The sequence below is a fragment of the Shewanella sp. 553 genome, from assembly GCF_059338375.1.
In genome coordinates this window covers 3218581-3238393 of the sequence record NZ_CM181701.1, presented here as the reverse complement: position 1 = coordinate 3238393, position 19813 = coordinate 3218581, and the positions used below count along the sequence as shown (strand labels likewise).

The window sequence follows — 19813 nt, the reverse complement described above, 5'->3', positions numbered from 1 at the left end:
TAGGTGAGCATCTTTTCGGTTGGCTTAAACAGGTTTAAACGTTGGTTTTGTCAACAAGCGGCGCAGGCATGACAAGATAACAGCGCATTGCTTGCAGGCTTGGGGTAGAATTTATCCTTGAGAGTGGCATAACAATTTTAGGGTTTAGTGATGGAATATGAATTTCGCCGCAATACATTAACGGGTACCTTAGTGGCTAATTTCACCATGGATCATGAGATCATGGGGCTGTGGTTTGTCGATGAGCTGGGCGAAGATAATTCGCTGTATGAGCAAATTAAACAAGTGATTTTGCAGTTGCAGCAAGGCACGCTCAGTGAAAAGCGTATCCTGGGTAAAGCGATATCAATCGACTTAGACACCGAGCAGGTGCGGGTGTTTGCGAATGTGTTAGAGATGGAAGATGACTATGAGCTCGATGAGTCTATGTCACTCTATAATGGTGAGTCTGAGGCATTTTGTGGTTTAGAAGATTTTGAGCAAGCCTTAACCAGCTGGCGTATCTTTATTCTTGAGAGTCGTTAGCCTAACGCTAGTGCACTAACTATTTGCAGCACTTTTGGTCGCATTTTTATTGATTATTTTGCCATTCTTAAACATAACTCATTTTTAAAATTAGCCCCTTATTAGAATTACCCCCTTAATAAGAATTAACCTTAGTTACGCTCAACTTAACCATAGTTGTGCGTAACATAAGTTAAGCCTAAACAGGGCTTTGGCCAAGTTAAGCTTAGTGATTGAGGTAGCGCACCGCCATCTCGGTGCGTGATTTTGCATCGGCCTTGCGCAGCAGGTTTTTGACATGCACTTTTACCGTACCTTCACTGATATGCAGTTGCTCGGCGATCACTCGATTACTTTTACCTTCTGCTAGCTGCTGTAAAATCTGTAACTCTCGTGGTGTTAGGTTACTGATCCATTCTTGCTCATCTTGTCCCTCTTGTAGGATCTGTAAATGGGCTGCCACAGAGGCTGAAATAACTTGGTGCCCCGACATGGCTTGTTTCAGTTGCTCAAGCAGCAGATCCGGCTCGGTGTCTTTTAATAGATAACCGTCGGCTCCGGCGCGGATCAGGCGCACCACATCTTGTTTGGCATCAGAGACTGTTAAAATCACGATGCGGCTAGTGATCTCCTCTTGACGCAAGGCATTGAGGGTATCAAGCCCAGTCATCCCTTTCATATTGAGGTCGAGCAATACGATATCAGGCTCGTTGTCGGCCACCAGCGCCAGTGCATCTAAGCCGCAGCCAGCTTCCCCAAATAGGGTGAAATCGGCATCGGAAGCGATCAGCTGACAGATGCCTCGACGTAATAAAGGGTGATCATCGACAACTAATACGGAATAGGGCTTACCCATGGTTTTGTCTCCAGGCGTTGTATGCCGTTATTGCAGCCAAATTATTCTGGCTCTGTCTTAGGTGGAAATTGTAGCGTGACCGTGGTGCCGCCTTGAGTGTTACCGCTGAACTCTAGCACACCCGCTAATCGACTGGCGCGTTCATGCATGATCCCAATGCCAAAATGTTGATCCCGCTCGATTAATTTATCGACACCGACACCATCATCACTAATGCTTATCACTACTTTGTCGCCTTGGGCAGTGCAATCGATATGGATATGGCTCGCTTGGGCATGTTTAATGGCATTGAGCGTAGCTTCTCGAGTGAGCTGTAATACGTGAATATGTTGATAGACACCTAATAGCTGCATTGGTAGCTGGTAGTTGAGGCTGATTTTAGCCTCTGATTGGCTGCGCAGCTGCGCTAACATCGCCTCCATGGCGTTATGTAGATTAGGGTCATTGATGGTTAAGCGGAAGGTCGATAATAGCTCTCGTAGTTGCACGTAGGCGGTATTGACGCCTTCATTAATCTCACTTAATTGGCTGTCAACTTGTGGGCTACGGCAATCGGTATCGAGGCTTTTTGATAACAAATTGACCTGAATTTTTAGAAAGGCCAACAGTTGCCCGAGTGAGTCATGCAACTCCCGGGCAATAACGGCGCGCTCCTCCATCAGGGCCAGTTGTTGACGTTGCTCACCAGTATTGTGAATCACAATAGAGCGCGCCAGCATGATGGCAAAATTGTCAAATAGTGCGTAATTAATCTCGCTATCGCTGCGTACTTCTAAATGGCCCAGTTCGTTATCGGCAAACTTGAGGGCAAAGCGGGTGGTCTCTGGTGCTGCCAGTGACCACCCGCCATCGGCTTCGATACACAGCGGCGCTTCGCCCTCTTGGGCGATCACTAATCGCAAGTTGGTATTTGGCTCATGGGCCTTGAGCTGATCTAAGGCCTGCTTAAGGGTGCTTACCTCCAGCGTGCCTGAGTGCAACATGACCAGATTGTCGTACAAGAGTTTCAACTCATTGTTGGCGCGAGTGAGCGCTAAGGTTTTTTGTTTGACCTGATTTTCGAGGTTAGCATAGAGCGAAGATAACTCTTTGGCTGTGCTGGCCAGTGCATTACTCAGGGCATTAAGTTCAACATATTCACTCTGCGGCACGGCAACATTAAAGTCGCCTTTAGAGATGGTGTTAGCCGATTCCATTAATTGATGCAGTGGCTTTACCACTTTACGTTGAGTAAAACGCACCGCAAAAAATGCGATTAATAACATCAGGCTTAAGCCGATAATTTGGCTTGCGGCCAGCAGGCGTAATTTAAAGGCGGCGTGTTTTTCGGTTTCCAGTACCAGCAAATCTATGGTGTCGACAAAATCACTGAGTGCGGCGGCATATTGGCGTGAATTTTCGGTTTCGATAAAACGTTTCATCACCTGCCACTTTTGGATAACCAGTTGGTATTGCTCACCCAAGGCAGCAGGACTTATCCAACTTAGGGAGCGTTTTAACGCATCTGAATAGAGGGTGGCTTCAAACTCGGCCACTTTCTCATCGGCATCTTCACTGCCAGAGTTAGCATAAAACATCAGCCGATAGCTTTGCATTCGTAGCGAGCCGGAGGCGTTAATCGCCCGCGCATCGCCTAAGCTGTAGGCTAAATTGGCAATAGCAAAGGTGGCCAAGCCGCTCGACAGTAAAATAAAGGTCAGCATAAGTGCAAAAATGGTGGCGGTGAGACTGCCTTTTTTCATCAGGGAACCGTCGCTTAAAATCGAAGAAGAGGATGACTAGTAAGGCGAGTATTATTAATGAGTCATCAGCATAAAAGTTAACATATTGGCTAAAGTGTGAGATACAACACATTTACATTATGATCTAGCTCAAGATTCATCCCAGTTACCCCATAAGAGGTATATTTAAAAATCAGCTTAAAGGCTAACTTTGGCCATGGAGATATTGTGGTTATTGCAGATAACTATGAATAATACGGAGATGAGATGGTGAAAAATTTAACAAAAAAAACCTTTGCACTAAGCGCGTTAGTTGCAGCGAGCTTAATGACAAGTGGCGTGATGGCCAGTGACAAAACTGAGCCACGTAATGAAGTGTATAAAGACAAATTTGCGAAGCAATATAACAGCTGGCATGAGACCGCTGAAAGCAAAGATGTTGTCGATATGTTAGAGCAAGTGCCCAGTTTAGTGGTATTGTGGGCGGGTTATGGCTTTGCCAAAGATTACAATGCACCTCGTGGTCATATGTATGCGGTAACCGATGTGCGTAATACCTTACGTACCGGTGCGCCTAAGTCTGCTGAAGATGGTCCAATGCCGATGGCGTGTTGGTCATGTAAGAGCCCTGATGTGCCTCGTATGATTGAAGAGCAAGGCGAAGATGGCTATTTCGCCGGTAAGTGGTACAAAGGTGGTGCAGAGATAGTCAATACTATCGGTTGTTCCGATTGTCATGAGAAAGGCTCGGCTAAGTTACGCCTGTCTCGTCCGTTTGCCGAACGTGCCATGAACACCCTAGGCACCCCGTTCGATAAAGCGTCTAAAAAAGATAAGCAATCTATGGTGTGTGGTCAGTGCCACGTAGAGTACTACTTCGAAAAAACACAAGATCGCAAAGGCTTTGTTAAGTTCCCATGGGATATGGGCACCACAGTTGAGCAGATGGAAGTCTACTACGACAGTATGGACTTTACCGATTGGACCCATGCCCTATCGAAAACTCCTATGCTTAAAGCCCAGCACCCAGGTTATGAAACTTGGCAGCTTGGTGTACACGGCAAAAACAATGTGACCTGTACCGATTGTCACATGCCTAAGGTTACCAATGCCGAAGGCCGTAAGTTTACCGACCATAAAGTGGGTAATCCATTTGATCGCTTCGAAGAAACCTGTGGCACCTGTCATAGCCAAAGCAAAGAGTTCATGGTTAACCTAACCGAAGAACGTAAGGTGAAAGTGGCCGATTTAAAGGCGCGTGCTGAAGCTCAGTTGGTTAGAGCTCACTTTGAAGCCAAAGCGGCGTGGGACGCTGGTGCTAGCGAGACTGAAATGAAGCCTATCTTAATGGATATCCGTCATTCACAGTGGCGCTGGGATTATGCCACAGCCTCTCATGGGGTGGCGGCTCATGCACCGGATGAAGCCTTACGTGTATTAGGTACCGCAGTTGATAAAGCCGCCGATGCCCGTATTAAACTGGCACAGTTATTAGCGGTGAAAGGGGTTAAGCAGCCGATTGCGATCCCTGATGTATCGACTAAAGCCAAAGCCCAAGCGGCGCTAGGTATGGACATGAAAAAGATGAACGCCGACAAGGAAGAGTTCAAGAAAACCGTACTGCCTAAGTGGGACGCCGAAGCTAAGCAGCGTGAAGCAACGTACTAAGCAAGTGATATAGCCAAGCCGTGAGTGAGCCTTTGCGTCAGTAAGCCAGCAGTGCTTCTCTAACGGTTTGTTTTAAGTCATCACACTAAAAAGCCCTGGTATTTAACCAGGGCTTTTTGTCATATTCTGTCCGTTGCCAAGATAGGCCTGTCCCTTGAGTACAAACTATTTAATCATCTTTAGTAGGGCCCTAAAGCGCTCGCCGCTGGCTTCGCGCTGCAGTTCAAACAGTAAAGACTCACAGTTGGTCACCTTCGCGCCATACTGAGTCATCATCTGAATGCCCAGCTGCTTATTTTCAGCACTGCGTGACGATACCGCATCGGCAACAACGTTCACCTGATAACCATTATCGAGCAGACTGCGACAGGTTTGATAGACACAGATATGGGTTTCAATGCCCGCCATCAGCACTTGTTTGCGCTTGGTGCCTTCCATTGCGTGGCGAAAGGCCTCGGTATACCAAGCACTAAAATGGGCTTTGACGATTGGCTGGTGGTGCGGGGCCAGCAGGGCCTGTAATGCTGGACTCGTGCTGCCGAGTTTCTCGGGTAGCTGCTCTAGCCAGACAATGGGGATGTCAAACAGCTCTGCCGCTTTGATCAAGGTGGTCAGCTTGTGCTCTAAGGTATCGGCTTGATGCATCATCTGGGCAAGCTTGCCCTGCACATCGACAATCAATAACACACACTCCTGTGGTTCTAACATAGTCATCTCCTCCCATGGTTGGTTTTCTATCATACCTAGGATAACGCCATAACCAATCGGTCATAAGTCGAATACCTGAACGCTTGTTTTTTGTGCACTGGTGGGGTGCGCGCACCAAAATGGTGCGATAGCGGGTAGGCTGTATCAATCCGTAAAGTTTAAATTACTGATTATAAGTGATTTTTATTGTTGGCCTGATGCTTGAATTGTTTATTGTATCACCACATTACAATCACGAGCCGGAGGCTGGAATGAAACTAATCAGTGCAATTATCAAACCCTTTAAATTGGATGATGTGCGAGAAGCTATCGCTGGTATGGGGATAGAGGGCATGACAGTCACCGAGGTGAAAGGGTTTGGGCGCCAAAAAGGCCATACCGAACTCTATCGTGGCGCCGAATATCAAGTCGATTTTTTACCTAAGGTTAGACTCGATATCGCCACTAAGTCGGAAAATGTAGACCACTTGATTGAATCTATCGTGGCGGCAGCGCGAACGGGCAAGATAGGTGACGGCAAAATTTTTGTGACAGATCTAGATCAGGTTATCCGTATTCGTACGGGCGAACTCGATAACGAAGCACTGTAAGGGGATAAGACAATGGAAGAACTAAAGGCATTAGGTACCACTGTGACCGAGTTGCGATTCGCACTAGACACATTTTACTTTCTGATTTCGGGTGCACTGGTGATGTGGATGGCGGCCGGTTTTGCCATGCTAGAAGCGGGTTTAGTGCGCTCTAAAAATACCACCGAGATATTAACCAAAAACGTCTGTTTGTACTCTATAGCCTGCATCATGTACTTAATTGTGGGTTACAACATTATGTACGTCGATAACACTGAAGGCGGCTGGCTGCCCTCGTTAGGTGGACTCATTGGCGTACAAGCGGGCGATGCAGACCATGCCTTAGAATCAGATTTCTTCTTCCAAGTGGTGTTTGTGGCGACAGCCATGTCTATCGTCTCGGGGGCGGTCGCTGAGCGGATGAAGCTTTGGTCTTTTTTACTCTTCTCTGTGGTGATGACGGCGGTTATCTATCCCATCGAAGGTTACTGGACATGGGGCGGTGGCTTCCTGTCTGAAGCGGGCTTTGTCGACTTTGCTGGCAGCGGTATTGTGCATATGGCTGGCGCGACGGCAGCTATTTCTGGGGTGTTACTGCTCGGTGCACGTAAAGGTAAATATGGCCCTAACGGTCAGGTTAACCCAATCCCTGGATCTAACTTACCCATGGCAACCTTAGGTATGTTTGTGTTGTGGATGGGCTGGTTTGGTTTTAATGGCGGCTCACAGTTATTGGTATCGGACATGGAGAACGCCTCGGCGGTGGCCAAGATTTTTGTGAACACCAACTCGGCTGCCGCGAGCGGTGCCGTTGCTGCGCTCATCGTGTGTAAGATGGTGTGGGGTAAGGCCGATTTAACCATGATCCTTAACGGCGCCTTGGCCGGCCTAGTTGCCATCACCGCCGATCCCTTATCGCCTTCGTTGCTATTAGCCGGTGCTATCGGTATGTTTGCCGGTGGCATAGTGGTCTTCTCTATTGTGATGTTTGATCGCATTAAGATAGACGATCCAGTGGGCGCAATCTCGGTGCACGGTGTGGCTGGCTTATTTGGTTTACTCTTGGTGCCGCTATCGAATGCCGATGCGACCATCACAGGCCAGTTACTTGGGGCAGCAGTGATTTTCGCTTGGGTATTTAGTAGCTCGTTTGTGGTCTGGTACGTACTCAAAGTGACCATGGGGATCCGAGTGACTGAAGAGGAAGAGTACAATGGTATGGATGCATCAGATTGTGGTATCGATGCCTATCCTGAGTTTGTCTCGCTCAAGAGTGCTAACTAATCTTCATCAGCACAGAAGATGAGCTTACGGGGGGCCGTTGCAGTAGTGCAACGGCCCCGATTTTTTGTATGATGTGAACACACTCTAGGTGTCTATTGCGTCATACTGTCTATGGCCATGGCGAGTTAATTGCGAGGAACACCATGAACATTGTGCGAGTCAGTCTCTACGGCCTCTACCTAAGTCTGCTGTCTATCGGCTACGTGTCTATCAGTGCTAGTCACGCTGGCGAAGTCGTCGTGCGTAAGTCCAGTGAGCCTTTCGATGCATTTGCGGTGCGAGACCAAGTATTGCAAGACCATCAATGGCGAGAGGCGCTGCGAATGCAGCAACAGCTTACGATTTTACGCGCTTTGCCACTGGACTGCATACTGGTGCCAACGCCTTATCGCTACTTTCATTGCGGCGCCCATTTCTATCGGCCTTATCGTGATGGCGAGTCCAATGATGAGCTTTATATTGAGATTGATCCACCAGAGCCCACTCCAAACTAATATTTTGTAACGCTTTGGCGCGGCAAAAGGGCATGCTCTCACTTATGCTAAATGATATGGCGTACTGATTGAGACGGGTTTTATGCGACAGTTACTTTGGCTTGCGTCGATGATGATGTTACTGCAAGGATGTGCCTCAGCCCCCACAACTCGCTCGGTTGATAACATTGAGCAATACTTTTTAGACAGCCAATTTAAGCCTGTTGCTTTGCCTGTGTTGCCAGCCCAGCTGTTTGCCTTATCTCCCCAGACCATTCAAGTGTTGCAGCAGGCCTACCAAAGCAGTCAAACCTCACGCACTGCAATCATGCCCCATCGTTGGTTAGCCAACTATATCAGTGCCAGCCAAGGCGGTTTTAGCTATCAAGATAATATAACGCGCATTCCCCAGCAGACCTTTGATGACAGAGCGGGAAATTGTATGTCGCTGGTGTTGCTCACCGCCGCAATGGCTGATGCCCTAGGCGTGGCGGTTGAATTTCAGCAGATAGCAGTGCCACCCGTGTGGGACAAGCAAGGCCAGTTTTATCTCATTAATGGCCACATCAATTTACGCTTATTGCCACAAGCTACCGAGGATACCGTGCTGGTGGCCAGTCAGGAGATACAGGTCGACTTTTTACCCGAACGAACCATGCGCAGTTATGGCAAAACCCGTATCGACAAAATCACTGTGATGGCCATGTTTTATAACAATATCGCGGCCGAATCTTTAGTGGCCGGAGATTATGATTTAGCTTACCAATACAGTAAGCAGAGCTTGCGTTTGCGCGCCGACTTTACCCCGGCACTTAATACCTTGGCGATTTTATATCGCTATAAAGGGTTAGATGATGCCGCTGAAACCCTATACAAGTTGGCGTTAAGCCTTAATGAAGACGACATGAACGCCCTGTACAATTATGCCTTGTTGCTGGAGAGCCAGCAGCGTTTAGCCGAGTGGGCGAAGCTGCATAAAATTCTCGAGTTGGCCCGCATCGGCAATCCCTATTATTACTATGATATGGGTCAGCAGGCCTATATCGAGCATGAGTACCAAAGGGCATTAACTTGGTATAAACGCGCCGTTGAGAAAGCCGATTATCGTCATGAATTTTATTTTGGATTATCACGTGTCTATTGGGTGACAGGCGATACACGTAATGCACGGAAAAATTTAGAAAAAGCCCTCTCCTTGTCAACCGATGCGGCTAATCAAGGTCGTTATCAAGCTAAACTACAGGCGATGCAAAGCCATTAACTATTAGCGACTCAATATAAGATAAGCCACTCAATTTAGGCCATTACCGCCAAGCCTAAAAGGAGCGGCAAAGCGCAAACATTATCTGAGTGAGCCAGAGTACAAAAAAGGCTTCCTAAGAAGCCTTTTTTAGAGGAAATTCATTAAGCTAAGGCTTATTTATGTTCAACCGCCAGATAGTTAATAAGGTCAATCAACTCACCTAGGGTACGTACTTGGCCTAAATTGACCGCATATTTATCATTAACGATAAAGGTCGGTACGCTTTGAATGCGAAACTCACGTTGCTGCGCACGCCACAGGTTAATTTTATCGGTCACCGCTTGGCTATCGGCAAGGCTATCATAGTTGCTGACGTCGATGCCGTTGGCGCTAAACACCTTTTTGATATCATCACGGGTATTGATTTCTGGCTTGTCGTGAGCGCTGTGATCATGGTCATGGCTGTGGCCGTTGGCACCTTCTTCACCTTGAATGGCGGCAAACATAGCGTGGATCATCTTGTCTTCAACGTTAAGCTCTTGGATAACCGCCAGAGAGCGCATCACTTCGGTGCCAATATCGCTATTCATAAAGTCTACATGCTTACTGTCGAAGCTGACGCCAGGTTTAAGGTTCGCCTTGATGTCGCCTAGGTACTGGGTTTCCATATTGAAACAGTTATGGCAGTAAAAAGAGTAAAACTCGGTTAACTTTGGCTCGGTGCTTGGTGCCTTGTCTGATACGACAGTGAAATGCTTACCTTCGATAAACTGTGCGGCAAAACTGCTTAATGGAGCAATGGCTAGAGTCAGTGCTAATGCGATATGTTTGATCATAGTGTCCTCAAATGACAGCGTGCTGCTTAATAGTAATTAACATAAAAAATGTAATATTTTTAGCATAATAGCGAAAGCTTAAGTATGACTTAACGGCGCTTAAGAAACAGTGCCTACAATGTGACTTAGCTTGTATATTGAGGCAGAGTTTTACCACTTTTCACGTAAAGTTTGCCAAGCCTCACAAACTTGCCGAAATTTGGCGGCATCGCCACCTTGACGATCCGGATGCCATTGCAGGGCTAAGCGACGCCATTGTTTGCGTATCATCTTGCTGGTGGCGTTGTCATCGAGCTCGAATACGCTTAAGGCTTGGCGCTTGTGCATTGCGTTGGGGTTGGCACCAATATATTGCTCATAGCGGTGCCAAAATGATTCGAGGATCTGCTGGATCACATTGGCACTGGTATCATAGTTGTGCCAATCCATGTAGTAATCACGCAGTGAGTCGTCTTCACATAATTGCTGCTTGAGATCGCTTGGCACTCGCCTAAATATTTGGATTTGCATCGATTTCACCTGCAGCCAGCTGTCAGGCAGTAATAGTTGCTGCAGTTGAAACAGGGCATTCATGAGTAGGAAGTTTTGTTTAAACAGGGCTTTTTGTGGGTCGCTGTCGAGATCTTGCATCAGGCCCTGTTGTTGCAATTTGGCCGCGAGATGATGCACTTTCCAGCTGTGTGGCGTGCTTTGCAGTAGTGAGAGCAGCGGCCAGATAAGCGGATTATCACCTTTAATCGAAGCGGTCGTTGCCACAGCGTGCTTGGCTTCAGAGTTCGCTTCGGCATTGGCATCGAGTGATGCTGGGTCTTGGGGGGGGGGCGCTAGCAACATAGGGATCATCCATAACCAATGATAATTTTTACTATGGCAATAGCAAAGATGGAACGCAAGCCTTTAATGGCGCGCCCACTGTGTGCAGGCGCGCCATGGCTCAGGCTTAAATCTCGGTGAACAGTTCACTTAACGGTAAGCGTGACTTAGGCAACTTAGCGTTAAAGTCCTCTTCGCTGTGATGGCCAAGTGCGACCACTACCGAAGCGCAATAACCTTGGGCGGGTAAGTCCAGCAGTTGGTTAAGTTTAGTCACATTAAACCCTTCGATTGGGCAGGCGTCGATATCGAGCAAACTGGCGCCCAGCAGCAGGGTGCCTAGCGACAGATACACCTGCTTTTCCATCCAATGCTGGGCATCTTTGAGTTCGATTCTGTGCATATTGGCAAAAAAGGAGCGCCCAGCATGTTGTGCTTGTTTCGCCTGGTCGTTTGCAAAGCGGCCATCGCTCGCTTCTTGCTCCAGTAGCCTTTGCAAGTGCGCTTCATCCATGCTGGTTTTGGTGCACAGCACTAATACATGCGACGCATTGAGGATTTTATCTGTGTTAAAACCAAAATCACTGGTGGCTTGGGCAATGGTCGCCTTGCCTTGCTCGCTGGCGGCTAACACAAAGTGCCAAGGTTGCGAGTTGGTCGACGATGGGCTGAGTCTGAGCAACTGTTTTAACTCATCAATTTTCTCATCGGCGATCTTTTTAGTGGGGTCAAACACCTTAGTGGTATAGCGTTTGTTGGCAAAAAAACTGATTGGCTGCATGCAGGTTATCCTATGTGCGAGCAATGAACGATGTGGCGATTCTACGTCAGTCATCATGCAATGAACATGGTGTAAAATCACAAATATTGGCAAAATTATATTGATGATAGGCATGATATGTAACGCATGGCAGAGTGTCATCGATGGGCTGATTGGCAGCTTGTCGATAAGCGCTGCAAGTGTGGTTCACTTTTTGTCATGTTATGCTGCCAGCTTATGAATCGTTATTTAGGTTAAGAGGTATTTTTGTCTACTGAATCTGCAGCTCAATCGCAGCTAAAAATAGCCAGTGTTAATCTGTTCAATTTTATTGCGCCGCCAGATGCCTATTACGATTTCAATAACATCTATACCGAGCAGCAATGGCAGCAAAAGTGTGACTGGATAACGGCTTATGTTGATCAATACCGTCCCGATGTGATTGGTTTTCAAGAGGTGTTTTCAACTGATGCGTTAAAGGCGTTGTTAAACGCTGCCGGGTATCCCTATTTTGCTGTGGTCGATACCCCAGAGGTCGAAGATGAGTTTATCTATCGCAGCCCTGTGGTGGCCTTGGCCTCTAAATACCCGATAAGCGCCATTCACGCCTGTAGTGCCGCCCCTGAATTTGCTGCGTTATTGGGGCTCAGCGCCGAATTTGCATTCAGTCGCACACCGGTGCGGGCGACTGTGGTGCTGCCTGCTCTGGGGCCATGCGATTGTTATGTGGTGCATTTTAAATCTAAGCGCGGCCAGTTCAGTGTGGAACAAGCTCAAGAGCTGCTAGGTGTTGCCCCTAGCGCGATGCAAGCCAGTTTTGCCATCGATGCTGCAGCCAAATGGAGCGCCGCTATCGTGCGCGGGAGCGAGGCGAGCCTGCTGCGTTATGTGATTGCCGAGCGGCGCGCCGTCACGGCTTACCCGGTGATCTTGATGGGTGATTTTAACGATACCTTGCATAGCGGCGTGCTATCTAGCCTGGTCAGCACGGATACCCGCTTAATTGCCAGTTATGGCGAGCAGGGCTTTGACGATTACCGCTTGCACGATGCCTATCAGTTATTTGAGCAATCCCATTACAGCGTGACAGCCGTTGCGCGGCCTGCCACTCACTACCATTTAACCCAAGGGGCGGTGATAGATTACATCTTACTGTCTAATGAGTTTGACCCCCATAACGATCAATGCCTGGCAGAAGTTGAGCACTACCACACCTATGATAGGCACTTGCTTAACCCTGAGTATGCCCGCGACAGTCATAGCACAGATCATGCACCTGTCATGATCACCTTAAAGATCAGGCAGTAAACTCGTTTGTCATCTTACAGGTTATAGGATAGTTTGAGCCTATTGACTGGGGCATAATGCTGGCGCATGGCGAGATAAAGGATACAGAGAATGCTTGACGCTATTTGTCGTATGGATAAGTTATCGCAAACCGTCTATTCGGTATTTCAGTTTCAACGCCTCGATGAGGCGGAGGTTGAACGCTTGCGTCAGCACCTATATTGCCCTGCCTGTGCTGGTAAGGCGTATTTTCGTAAAGCCTCTAAAGATGGTAAAGCGGCCTGCTTTGGCTCGCGTTATCATCAACTAGATTGCCGCGAATTTAAGCCCAGCGCCAGCCGCCAACGTGAAGAGCAAGATGCCAGCGAGGTTAACCAGCTTATTGTCGACAGCGATGCGCTGCGAATCGACTTCTCGAAACGCGCATCAAGTCATAGCACTAAGGCAAAAACCGCAGCAACGCCAACGACGGCGGCAGATAACAGGGTTTCTGAGCCAGCAGCACCAATGCCCCAAACGGCTCATTCGCCCATCACATCACCAGTTCAAAAGAGTACGCCAACGCCCAATGAGGCTAGCGCATCCACGCCCGATAAACGCATCGCCCGCGAAGGGTTAGAGAAACTGTTACACAGTTTATTGCGTGGCAGCGAGCTGGCCAGCTCAGATTTGTGGGTGTATACCGATGACAAGTATCGTTGGCGCGCTAAAAATCTGTTTGTTAATTTTAGTCAGGCTAGCCCCACAGACAATGGGGCGCCGCGTATGTATTGGGGCACGATTTCTCATACCGATAAGGCGATGCTCTGGCTTAACCCTGCCGACTGTAAAGATGTAGGGATCCCAATGGATGGTTTTAAAGAGGAATTACAACAGCGTTTCGGTATTGAACATCGCCGCGATCTCGAAGGGGCTGGGATCATCTTATTTGGTAAGTGCTTTTGGAATAAAGATAAAACCCGCAAGATCATTCAGCTATGGAATCGTGATATCAGCCGAATGCACATCTCGCTCGCCGAAGAGGAATGAGTCTCTCCGTTTGATCATCTCGGGCTATTTTTCGGCGCGATCGCCAGATTAAAAGTGCCACTGCACGTAAATGCTTTGGTAATTACTGCCACCACCAATGCGGCCAAAGGCTGAGCTTGTTTCAAAGATCCCCGACCTGTGGTGAATGCTATAACCTAGCCAAAGGTTATCCATTTGATGAGAGTTCACCAGATCGCCAATATTCACATCTAACGAAAAATCTAAATAGTTTAATAGCTTAGACGGTTTGTAATCTTTGGCTTCAAGCTCTGTACCTTCGATATAGGTGATATTGCTGACATACGACAGGCCTTCGGCGATACCAAGTCGAAAACGTGGCCCTAGCTCAAAGGTGTAAAAGGCCTTTAGTGCAATGACCATTTCTGCCAGATTATCCTGCACTTGTGAGTCGTGATGCCATACCAAACCAGGGGTTAGGTAAAGATCTATCGGTAAAGTAAATAGCTTATCTGTTAGCTGAGTGCCGTAAAATGCCGATGTCATTTGGTTATTATATGGATCGGTTGCCGTTTGCCATTTCAAAATGGCGTTTAAGTTGGATGGCGTCGCCCACCCGTGGGCGATTCGAATATATTCGCTGCTTTTTTTAAGTGTTTTTGGCGCAGACACAGCCGAATATTGGGGGGTTTTAGGCTCAGGGAAAAAACCAAAACCCAAAAATGACTCATATTGAAAGCGGTTGTCGATGGTGGGAAGATGATAAACCTCATCTTCGAGGCGACTTAACCCAAACTGACCGAGTAGATACAAGTTACTGATGAGGTGATAGCGTGCCTTAACTCCAGAGGTAAAACTGAGCCCATGGCCTACATCGTATTGGTCTAAACCATAGTAATGGTCATTAAAGTCAGCCGTTTTCCATTGGAACTCGGCATAAGGGTTAACCTTCCAATCACCCGACGCCCAATGATATTGGGTACGGCTGTAGCCATAAACACGTTTATGTGAATCGGATAAAATAGCGAAATCGACGTCCCATTCATCCTTAACAAAGCGATATTGTAAACCAAAGTCAAAGGCTTGTGATTGGGTATTATTTTGCAGTGCTTTAGGAATATCGACGAAACGAAATCGAGTGTATAGATTGATTTGATGTTGATTATTTTTCCAAAGATGGCCACCCGCTTCCATCCCATTGAGAAAAAGGTACTCATTTTGATAGTAAATCAGCGGCAAGGTATCGTACACCTCATCATCTTCTGTGGCGTAAGGGATATCACCGCGGCGAACCCCTATACCAATCCCCCAATTATCTTGCCATTGTGCGACTGAAGCTAGCTCTTGAGTGTGTGTTGTTTGAGCCTGGTGAGGCTCATCCGCTTTTAGTGAACCAATAGGCGATAACAACAATAGGTTAAGCGTAACGATTGAGAGTAAATTGGGCTTCATATTGTGTATTTCATATTATGTTCTGGTGGAAAAAACATCCTCTAAGGCATAGTGAGTCGTTAAGCATATTCATTTATAACAAAAGCCTAGGCCTTATGACTCTTACGGGTCTTAAACTTCTCACGCATGGTTTGCATTATCACGTAAAACACAGGTACGAGTACGGTGCCAACAATGGTGGCCGCTAACATTCCACCAAAGACCGAATACCCTAATGCACGGCGACTACCTGAGCCTGCGCCGCTGGCCAAGACTAATGGCAATACACCTAACAAAAAAGAGAAGGCGGTCATTAAGACGGCGCGAAAACGTAATTTGGCTGCCGTCTCACTCGCCTCGAGAATGCTCATGCCCTCTTCCCGTAATTGCTTAGCAAATTCCACAATTAAGATGGCGTTCTTACACGCCAGACCAATTAACAGAACCAGGCCTATCTGGGCGTAGAGGTTGAGGTCGGAACCCACTAATAAGATATTCAAGAACGCACCTAAGACCGCAATAGGGACCGCGAGGATAACGGCAAATGGAATGGTCCAACTTTCGTACTGCGCCACTAAAAACAAGTAGGTAAATACCAATGCTAAGGCAAAGATCAATGGTGCAAGGTTGCCCGCTTTAATCTCTTGGAAGGTCTGCCCGGTCCACTCAAAGGCGTAACCGGTTGGTAATGCTTCACTCGCTGCACGTTCCATGGCTGTAATCGCATCGCCAGAGCTAAATCCTGGCGCAGGAAAACCGTTGATCGTAGTCGAGTTGAACATGTTGTAGGAGTTCATGACATCTGGGCCTAAGATAGGCGTCACCGTCACTAAGGTGCTTAATGGCACCATATCGCCGGTGTTTGAGCGCACATAAAATCGAGAGATATCTTTCTCCGAATCACGGAACTCGCCCTCGGCTTGAAGAATAACCCTAAAGACCTTACCAAACCGATTAAAATCGTTGACATACATTGACCCTAACATGGTCTGCATCGTTGAAAATATCTCATTGAGAGAGATCCCGAGCACCTTAGCCTTATCCCTATCGACATTTACATACATCTGCGGCACATCGGCACGAAAATTACTAAAGGCCATGGCGATTTCTGGCTGCTCATTAGCTTTCATCACCAGCCCACGCATTACCGCCGCCAGCTCTTGAGGAGAGCGTCCTTGGGTATCTTGTAATACAAACTCGAACCCGCCGACACTGCCAACACCAGGAATGGGAGGCAGTGAGAAGGCCATCGCTTTTACGGCAGGGTTGGCGGCGTACTTGGCTTGCAATCTGGCCACAATGGCCGATTCGACCATATTTGGCGTGTCTCGCTCCTCCCACGTTGAAAGCGTCACAATCATTAAGCCCCCATTTGAGGAGACTGAGCCCGTCAAAATACTAAAGCCACTGGCGTGAATAACATTTTCAACCCCCGGCTCCGCTAAGGTGAGTGTGACCAGCTGACTCATTACCTCTTCAGTGCGGTTCAGCGATGCCCCATCGGGGAGCTGAATATCAACCATAAAGGCTTTTTTATCTTCCATAGGCACAAAGCCTGATGGCAATATTTTCGCAATCCCTCCTGTGAGGCCTATTAAGCAAAGGTATACCACACCGACTAAGGTGAGTTTGCGCATTAAGGACCCGACTAGCTTGGTATATCGCCCCGTCACACGTGCAAACTGCTTATTAAACGCAGCATGAAACCCTTTGGTATGCGTTTGAGGTGGGCGTAATAAAGAGGCGCACAGCGCCGGGCTTAAGGTTAAGGCGTTGACAGAGGAGATTAAGACCGAAATACAGATAGTCACTGAAAACTGGGCATACATTTGCCCAGTGATCCCTGGCATCACTGCTGTCGGGGCAAATACGGCTAGCAATACCAGTGTGGTGGCAATAATAGGGCCGGTCACCTCTTTCATCGCTTTCGAGGTGGCCTCTTTTGATGATAGCCCCTCGTCTTGCATTAAACGGGTGACATTTTCTACAACTACAATGGCATCATCGACCACAATACCGATGGCCAAGATCAAGGCGAATAGCGAAACCGTGTTGATGCTCATCCCAAAGGCAAGTAAGAAGGCGAAAGTACCAATAAGTGAAACGGGAATCGCAATGGCTGGTACTAGAGTGGAGCGAACATCTTGTAAGAAGATAAAGACGACAAAAATAACCAATGCAATTGAGATAAATAGGGTGGTTACCACCTCTCTAATCGAGGTTTCGACAAACTCAGTGGTGTCATAGAGGACCTGATATTCCAAATCATCCGGAAAGCGCTCGGATAATGTCGCCATTTCAGCCTTAATAGCCTTACCCACTTCTAAGGCGTTGGCATCGGGAGATTGATAAATAGCGATCACTGCCGATGGCTTATTATTAAGTTTACCTTGTGCATCATAGGTTTGAGATCCTAATTCGACTCTGGCTACGTCACCGACGACCACTTTAGAACCGTCGTTGTTGGCGCGAATGGTCACATTGGCAAACTCTTGCGGATCTTTAAGGCGGCCTTTTGTTTGTAAGGTATATTGAAATTGCTGGTCGGGATCAACTGGGGCTGCACCAATACGACCAGCGGCAACCTGAATATTTTGTTCTTGTAGTGCTGTAATGACATCGGATGCGGTCACGCCAAGGCTCGCCATTTGATCGGGCTCGAGCCAGATACGGATCGCATAATCGAGAGCACCAATTACTTGTACCTTAGATACGCCAGTTTGACGCGCCAGCGCATCTTTTATATTAAGGCCAGCGTAATTGGTAATAAATAGGGAATCGAAGGTTTCATTAGGTGAAACGAGATTGACGACCATTAACATATTCGGGCTTTGCTTTTCGACTTTAACCCCTTGACGTTTCACTTCTTCGGGTAGACGTGGCATCGCCTGCTGAACTCGGTTTTGTACTTTTACCTGTGCCATATCGGCATCGGTGCCCACTTCGAACGTGACATTTAACGAGTAACTCCCGTCGTTAGCACTCTTTGACTCCATATAGAGCATGCCTTCGACCCCGTTCACTTCCGCTTCCAGTGGCTGGGCGATGGTATCTTTAACAATATCGGCGCTGGCTCCAGAGTAACTTGTGGAAACGCTAACCTGTGGTGGTGCAATTTCAGGAAATTCAGACACAGATAAAACGGGAATGGCGATCAGTCCCACCAAGGTTAATACCGTTGATATGACAAAGGCAAATTTGGGCCTATGGATAAAGAACTCGCTAATCATTGCAGTCTCCGTCTGTCATCTGTGACAGTTAAATCTAACAAATACAGTTCAATATCAGGTTGTTGAATAAACAACTTATCCATCATGATATCTGATTACCTTTATAGCCACAGCTGCCATCGACCAGAATCAAATTGGCCCCTTGGCGGATGAAGTTGGCGCGGCGTTAATTATGGCCAAGCTTTAAGATGCCGTGCTTTCCTTAAAAGGCACGAGCTCCTGTTCAACGGCTTTGACTTTGATGCCAGGGCGTATTTTCTGTAACCCTTCAACCACAATACGCTCTCCCTCTGTTAAGCCACTTTTCACTTGCCAGTCGACACCGAAGCGATCACCGAGTTCGACTAAGCGTTTCTGTACCTCGTCGAGCTCATTGAGCACCATCACAAAACGGCCTTGTTGATCTTCTTGGACCGCCGCTTGGGGGATAAGTAAGGCTTTTTCCGTCAAGGGTGACTCAATCACCAAGGTCACAAACATGCCTGGTAACATTATGCTTTCGCTATTGTTAAAGGTGGCGCGCATGGGCAGAGTCCCTGTCGCTGCGTCAACTCGATTACCGACAAAATCAATATGGCCGGTTTCATTAAACATAGTGTTGTTGGGTAGACGAAGGCGGACGACAATATCAGCAATATTTAACTCTTTATTTAGTGCTTTAGAGATATCTTGCTGCACTGATATCAATTTTTTCTCTGCCACTTGAAACGTGACCCACATAGGCTGAAGCTGAACGAGGGTAGCCATTTCAGATTGGGGGCTGATGATGTCACCAGTACTGACATTAGCCTGACTGATACGTCCAGAGATAGGGGCGTAAATTTTGGTATAGCTCAGTTGTAACTTGGCAGCTTGAACTGCTGCTTCAGCTTGTACGACTCCTGCGGAGGTGGTGAGTTTTCGACTGGTTAACTCATCCATATCTTGGGCACTAATCATGCCGTCGGGCAGTAATACACGTCCACGTTTCCAGTTCATTAAAGCCACATCTCGTGAGGCTATCGCTTGTTCAAGTACGGCATTTCTTTGTGCCAATTCGGCATCAAAACTTGCGGGATCAATTTCAAATAACAGGTCGCCGGCGGTGACATTATCGCCTTCGATAAAGGCGCGCTTGAGTAACTGTCCTTGAATTTGTGATTTGATAATCACATCTTCCGATGCCCGAGTGCGGCCCACAACTTCAGTTTGTTGGGTGATCACTTCGGTATGAGCGGTATTGACGATGACACTGGGTAACATGGTTTGTTTGGGGGTCGGTGCTTCGCCACAGGCACTTAATAGCCAGACACTAATAAGGGGTAGGCACCACTTATTATTTAAAACGGTTCGAGCAACCATTAAGGCCTCCGGTAAGCAGTTGTGTAACTATTTATTCACATTAAAGGTAACATAAAATATTATGTGTAACATTGTAACCGCTTACATATATTAACATTGTGA

Annotated in this window: 17 protein-coding genes; 8 read left to right on the top strand and 9 right to left on the bottom strand. The window is 47.4% G+C overall.

Annotation, left to right across the window (positions count from 1 at the left end; translation table 11 throughout):
• Nucleotides 1–150 precede the first annotated feature (150 nt).
• Nucleotides 151–525, top strand: coding sequence for a YacL family protein (locus AC5YBZ_RS14365; RefSeq protein ID WP_494520938.1), 375 nt, complete (start codon nucleotides 151–153; stop codon nucleotides 523–525).
• A 205-nt stretch (nucleotides 526–730) separates the two neighbouring features.
• Here AC5YBZ_RS14365 and AC5YBZ_RS14360 read toward each other — a convergent pair whose 3' ends face one another.
• Both AC5YBZ_RS14360 and narQ read right to left on the bottom strand, forming a co-directional pair.
• The gene (locus AC5YBZ_RS14360; protein WP_494520939.1) at nucleotides 731–1360 is read right to left on the bottom strand and encodes a response regulator; all 630 of its coding nucleotides are present in this window, start codon (nucleotides 1358–1360) and stop codon (nucleotides 731–733) included.
• A 41-nt stretch (nucleotides 1361–1401) separates the two neighbouring features.
• The gene (gene narQ, locus AC5YBZ_RS14355) at nucleotides 1402–3102 is read right to left on the bottom strand and encodes a nitrate/nitrite two-component system sensor histidine kinase NarQ (protein WP_494520940.1); all 1701 of its coding nucleotides are present in this window, start codon (nucleotides 3100–3102) and stop codon (nucleotides 1402–1404) included.
• 246 nt (nucleotides 3103–3348) lie between these two features.
• Between narQ and nrfA the strand changes: the two genes are divergently transcribed.
• Nucleotides 3349–4749 (top strand): ammonia-forming nitrite reductase cytochrome c552 subunit, encoded by a 1401-nt coding sequence (gene nrfA, locus AC5YBZ_RS14350; RefSeq protein WP_494520941.1) that lies wholly within the window; start codon nucleotides 3349–3351, stop codon nucleotides 4747–4749.
• Between the two features lie 165 nt (nucleotides 4750–4914).
• Here nrfA and AC5YBZ_RS14345 read toward each other — a convergent pair whose 3' ends face one another.
• On the bottom strand, nucleotides 4915–5457 hold the full coding sequence (locus tag AC5YBZ_RS14345) for a hydrolase (RefSeq protein ID WP_494520942.1): 543 nt from the start codon (nucleotides 5455–5457) through the stop codon (nucleotides 4915–4917).
• Between the two features lie 251 nt (nucleotides 5458–5708).
• Here AC5YBZ_RS14345 and AC5YBZ_RS14340 point away from each other — a divergent pair, with 251 nt between their 5' ends.
• The 4 genes from AC5YBZ_RS14340 (at nucleotide 5709) to AC5YBZ_RS14325 (ending at nucleotide 9044) form a co-directional block, all read left to right on the top strand.
• A complete protein-coding gene (locus AC5YBZ_RS14340; protein ID WP_494520943.1) occupies nucleotides 5709–6047 on the top strand; it encodes a P-II family nitrogen regulator in 339 nt (112 codons plus the stop codon).
• Between the two features lie 12 nt (nucleotides 6048–6059).
• Nucleotides 6060–7310: an ammonium transporter gene (locus AC5YBZ_RS14335; RefSeq protein WP_494520944.1), complete on the top strand. Its 1251-nt coding sequence runs from the start codon at nucleotides 6060–6062 to the stop codon at nucleotides 7308–7310.
• Between the two features lie 143 nt (nucleotides 7311–7453).
• On the top strand, nucleotides 7454–7804 hold the full coding sequence (locus AC5YBZ_RS14330; protein WP_494520945.1) for a hypothetical protein: 351 nt from the start codon (nucleotides 7454–7456) through the stop codon (nucleotides 7802–7804).
• Nucleotides 7805–7886: 82 nt separating this feature from the next.
• Nucleotides 7887–9044 (top strand): tetratricopeptide repeat protein, encoded by a 1158-nt coding sequence (locus AC5YBZ_RS14325; protein WP_494543099.1) that lies wholly within the window; start codon nucleotides 7887–7889, stop codon nucleotides 9042–9044.
• A 155-nt stretch (nucleotides 9045–9199) separates the two neighbouring features.
• On the opposite strand, the gene AC5YBZ_RS14320 is transcribed toward AC5YBZ_RS14325, so the two are convergent.
• From AC5YBZ_RS14320 to nfsB, 3 genes are all read right to left on the bottom strand, one after another.
• Nucleotides 9200–9862 carry a thiol:disulfide interchange protein DsbA/DsbL gene (locus tag AC5YBZ_RS14320; RefSeq protein WP_475514808.1) on the bottom strand — a complete coding sequence of 221 codons (663 nt, stop codon included), beginning with the start codon at nucleotides 9860–9862 and terminating at the stop codon, nucleotides 9200–9202.
• 150 nt (nucleotides 9863–10012) lie between these two features.
• The gene (locus AC5YBZ_RS14315; protein ID WP_494520947.1) at nucleotides 10013–10696 is read right to left on the bottom strand and encodes a DNA-J related domain-containing protein; all 684 of its coding nucleotides are present in this window, start codon (nucleotides 10694–10696) and stop codon (nucleotides 10013–10015) included.
• 106 nt (nucleotides 10697–10802) lie between these two features.
• The gene (gene nfsB, locus AC5YBZ_RS14310; RefSeq protein WP_494523904.1) at nucleotides 10803–11456 is read right to left on the bottom strand and encodes an oxygen-insensitive NAD(P)H nitroreductase; all 654 of its coding nucleotides are present in this window, start codon (nucleotides 11454–11456) and stop codon (nucleotides 10803–10805) included.
• A gap of 246 nt (nucleotides 11457–11702) precedes the next feature.
• Here nfsB and AC5YBZ_RS14305 point away from each other — a divergent pair, with 246 nt between their 5' ends.
• Both AC5YBZ_RS14305 and AC5YBZ_RS14300 read left to right on the top strand, forming a co-directional pair.
• Nucleotides 11703–12743, top strand: coding sequence for an endonuclease/exonuclease/phosphatase family protein (locus tag AC5YBZ_RS14305; RefSeq protein ID WP_494543098.1), 1041 nt, complete (start codon nucleotides 11703–11705; stop codon nucleotides 12741–12743).
• A gap of 90 nt (nucleotides 12744–12833) precedes the next feature.
• Nucleotides 12834–13751 carry a hypothetical protein gene (locus AC5YBZ_RS14300; RefSeq protein ID WP_494543097.1) on the top strand — a complete coding sequence of 306 codons (918 nt, stop codon included), beginning with the start codon at nucleotides 12834–12836 and terminating at the stop codon, nucleotides 13749–13751.
• 48 nt (nucleotides 13752–13799) lie between these two features.
• On the opposite strand, the gene AC5YBZ_RS14295 is transcribed toward AC5YBZ_RS14300, so the two are convergent.
• The 3 genes from AC5YBZ_RS14295 to AC5YBZ_RS14285 all read right to left on the bottom strand — a co-directional run bounded on the left by AC5YBZ_RS14295 (nucleotide 13800) and on the right by AC5YBZ_RS14285 (nucleotide 19711).
• Complete coding sequence (locus AC5YBZ_RS14295) at nucleotides 13800–15161, bottom strand: MipA/OmpV family protein (protein WP_494523902.1); 1362 nt, start codon at nucleotides 15159–15161, stop codon at nucleotides 13800–13802.
• Nucleotides 15162–15247: 86 nt separating this feature from the next.
• Nucleotides 15248–18370 carry an efflux RND transporter permease subunit gene (locus tag AC5YBZ_RS14290; RefSeq protein ID WP_494523901.1) on the bottom strand — a complete coding sequence of 1041 codons (3123 nt, stop codon included), beginning with the start codon at nucleotides 18368–18370 and terminating at the stop codon, nucleotides 15248–15250.
• A gap of 183 nt (nucleotides 18371–18553) precedes the next feature.
• Nucleotides 18554–19711, bottom strand: a complete 1158-nt coding sequence (locus AC5YBZ_RS14285; protein ID WP_494520953.1) for an efflux RND transporter periplasmic adaptor subunit — start codon at nucleotides 19709–19711, stop codon at nucleotides 18554–18556.
• Nucleotides 19712–19813: the final 102 nt, after the last annotated feature.

Excerpts from the sequence above, each read along its gene's own strand:
- AC5YBZ_RS14330 (WP_494520945.1), top strand. The coding sequence starts at position 7,454 with ATGAACATTGTGCGAGTCAGTCTCTACGGCCTCTACCTAAGTCTGCTG.
- AC5YBZ_RS14360 (WP_494520939.1), bottom strand. The coding sequence starts at position 1,360 with ATGGGTAAGCCCTATTCCGTATTAGTTGTCGATGATCACCCTTTATTA.
- AC5YBZ_RS14295 (WP_494523902.1), bottom strand. The coding sequence starts at position 15,161 with ATGAAGCCCAATTTACTCTCAATCGTTACGCTTAACCTATTGTTGTTA.
- AC5YBZ_RS14320 (WP_475514808.1), bottom strand. The coding sequence starts at position 9,862 with ATGATCAAACATATCGCATTAGCACTGACTCTAGCCATTGCTCCATTA.
- narQ (WP_494520940.1), bottom strand. The coding sequence starts at position 3,102 with ATGAAAAAAGGCAGTCTCACCGCCACCATTTTTGCACTTATGCTGACC.
- AC5YBZ_RS14285 (WP_494520953.1), bottom strand. The coding sequence starts at position 19,711 with ATGGTTGCTCGAACCGTTTTAAATAATAAGTGGTGCCTACCCCTTATT.
- nrfA (WP_494520941.1), top strand. The coding sequence starts at position 3,349 with ATGGTGAAAAATTTAACAAAAAAAACCTTTGCACTAAGCGCGTTAGTT.
- AC5YBZ_RS14300 (WP_494543097.1), top strand. The coding sequence starts at position 12,834 with ATGCTTGACGCTATTTGTCGTATGGATAAGTTATCGCAAACCGTCTAT.
- AC5YBZ_RS14325 (WP_494543099.1), top strand. The coding sequence starts at position 7,887 with ATGCGACAGTTACTTTGGCTTGCGTCGATGATGATGTTACTGCAAGGA.
- AC5YBZ_RS14365 (WP_494520938.1), top strand. The coding sequence starts at position 151 with ATGGAATATGAATTTCGCCGCAATACATTAACGGGTACCTTAGTGGCT.
- AC5YBZ_RS14335 (WP_494520944.1), top strand. The coding sequence starts at position 6,060 with ATGGAAGAACTAAAGGCATTAGGTACCACTGTGACCGAGTTGCGATTC.
- AC5YBZ_RS14290 (WP_494523901.1), bottom strand. The coding sequence starts at position 18,370 with ATGATTAGCGAGTTCTTTATCCATAGGCCCAAATTTGCCTTTGTCATA.
- nfsB (WP_494523904.1), bottom strand. The coding sequence starts at position 11,456 with ATGCAGCCAATCAGTTTTTTTGCCAACAAACGCTATACCACTAAGGTG.
- AC5YBZ_RS14345 (WP_494520942.1), bottom strand. The coding sequence starts at position 5,457 with ATGTTAGAACCACAGGAGTGTGTGTTATTGATTGTCGATGTGCAGGGC.
- AC5YBZ_RS14340 (WP_494520943.1), top strand. The coding sequence starts at position 5,709 with ATGAAACTAATCAGTGCAATTATCAAACCCTTTAAATTGGATGATGTG.
- AC5YBZ_RS14315 (WP_494520947.1), bottom strand. The coding sequence starts at position 10,696 with ATGTTGCTAGCGCCCCCCCCCCAAGACCCAGCATCACTCGATGCCAAT.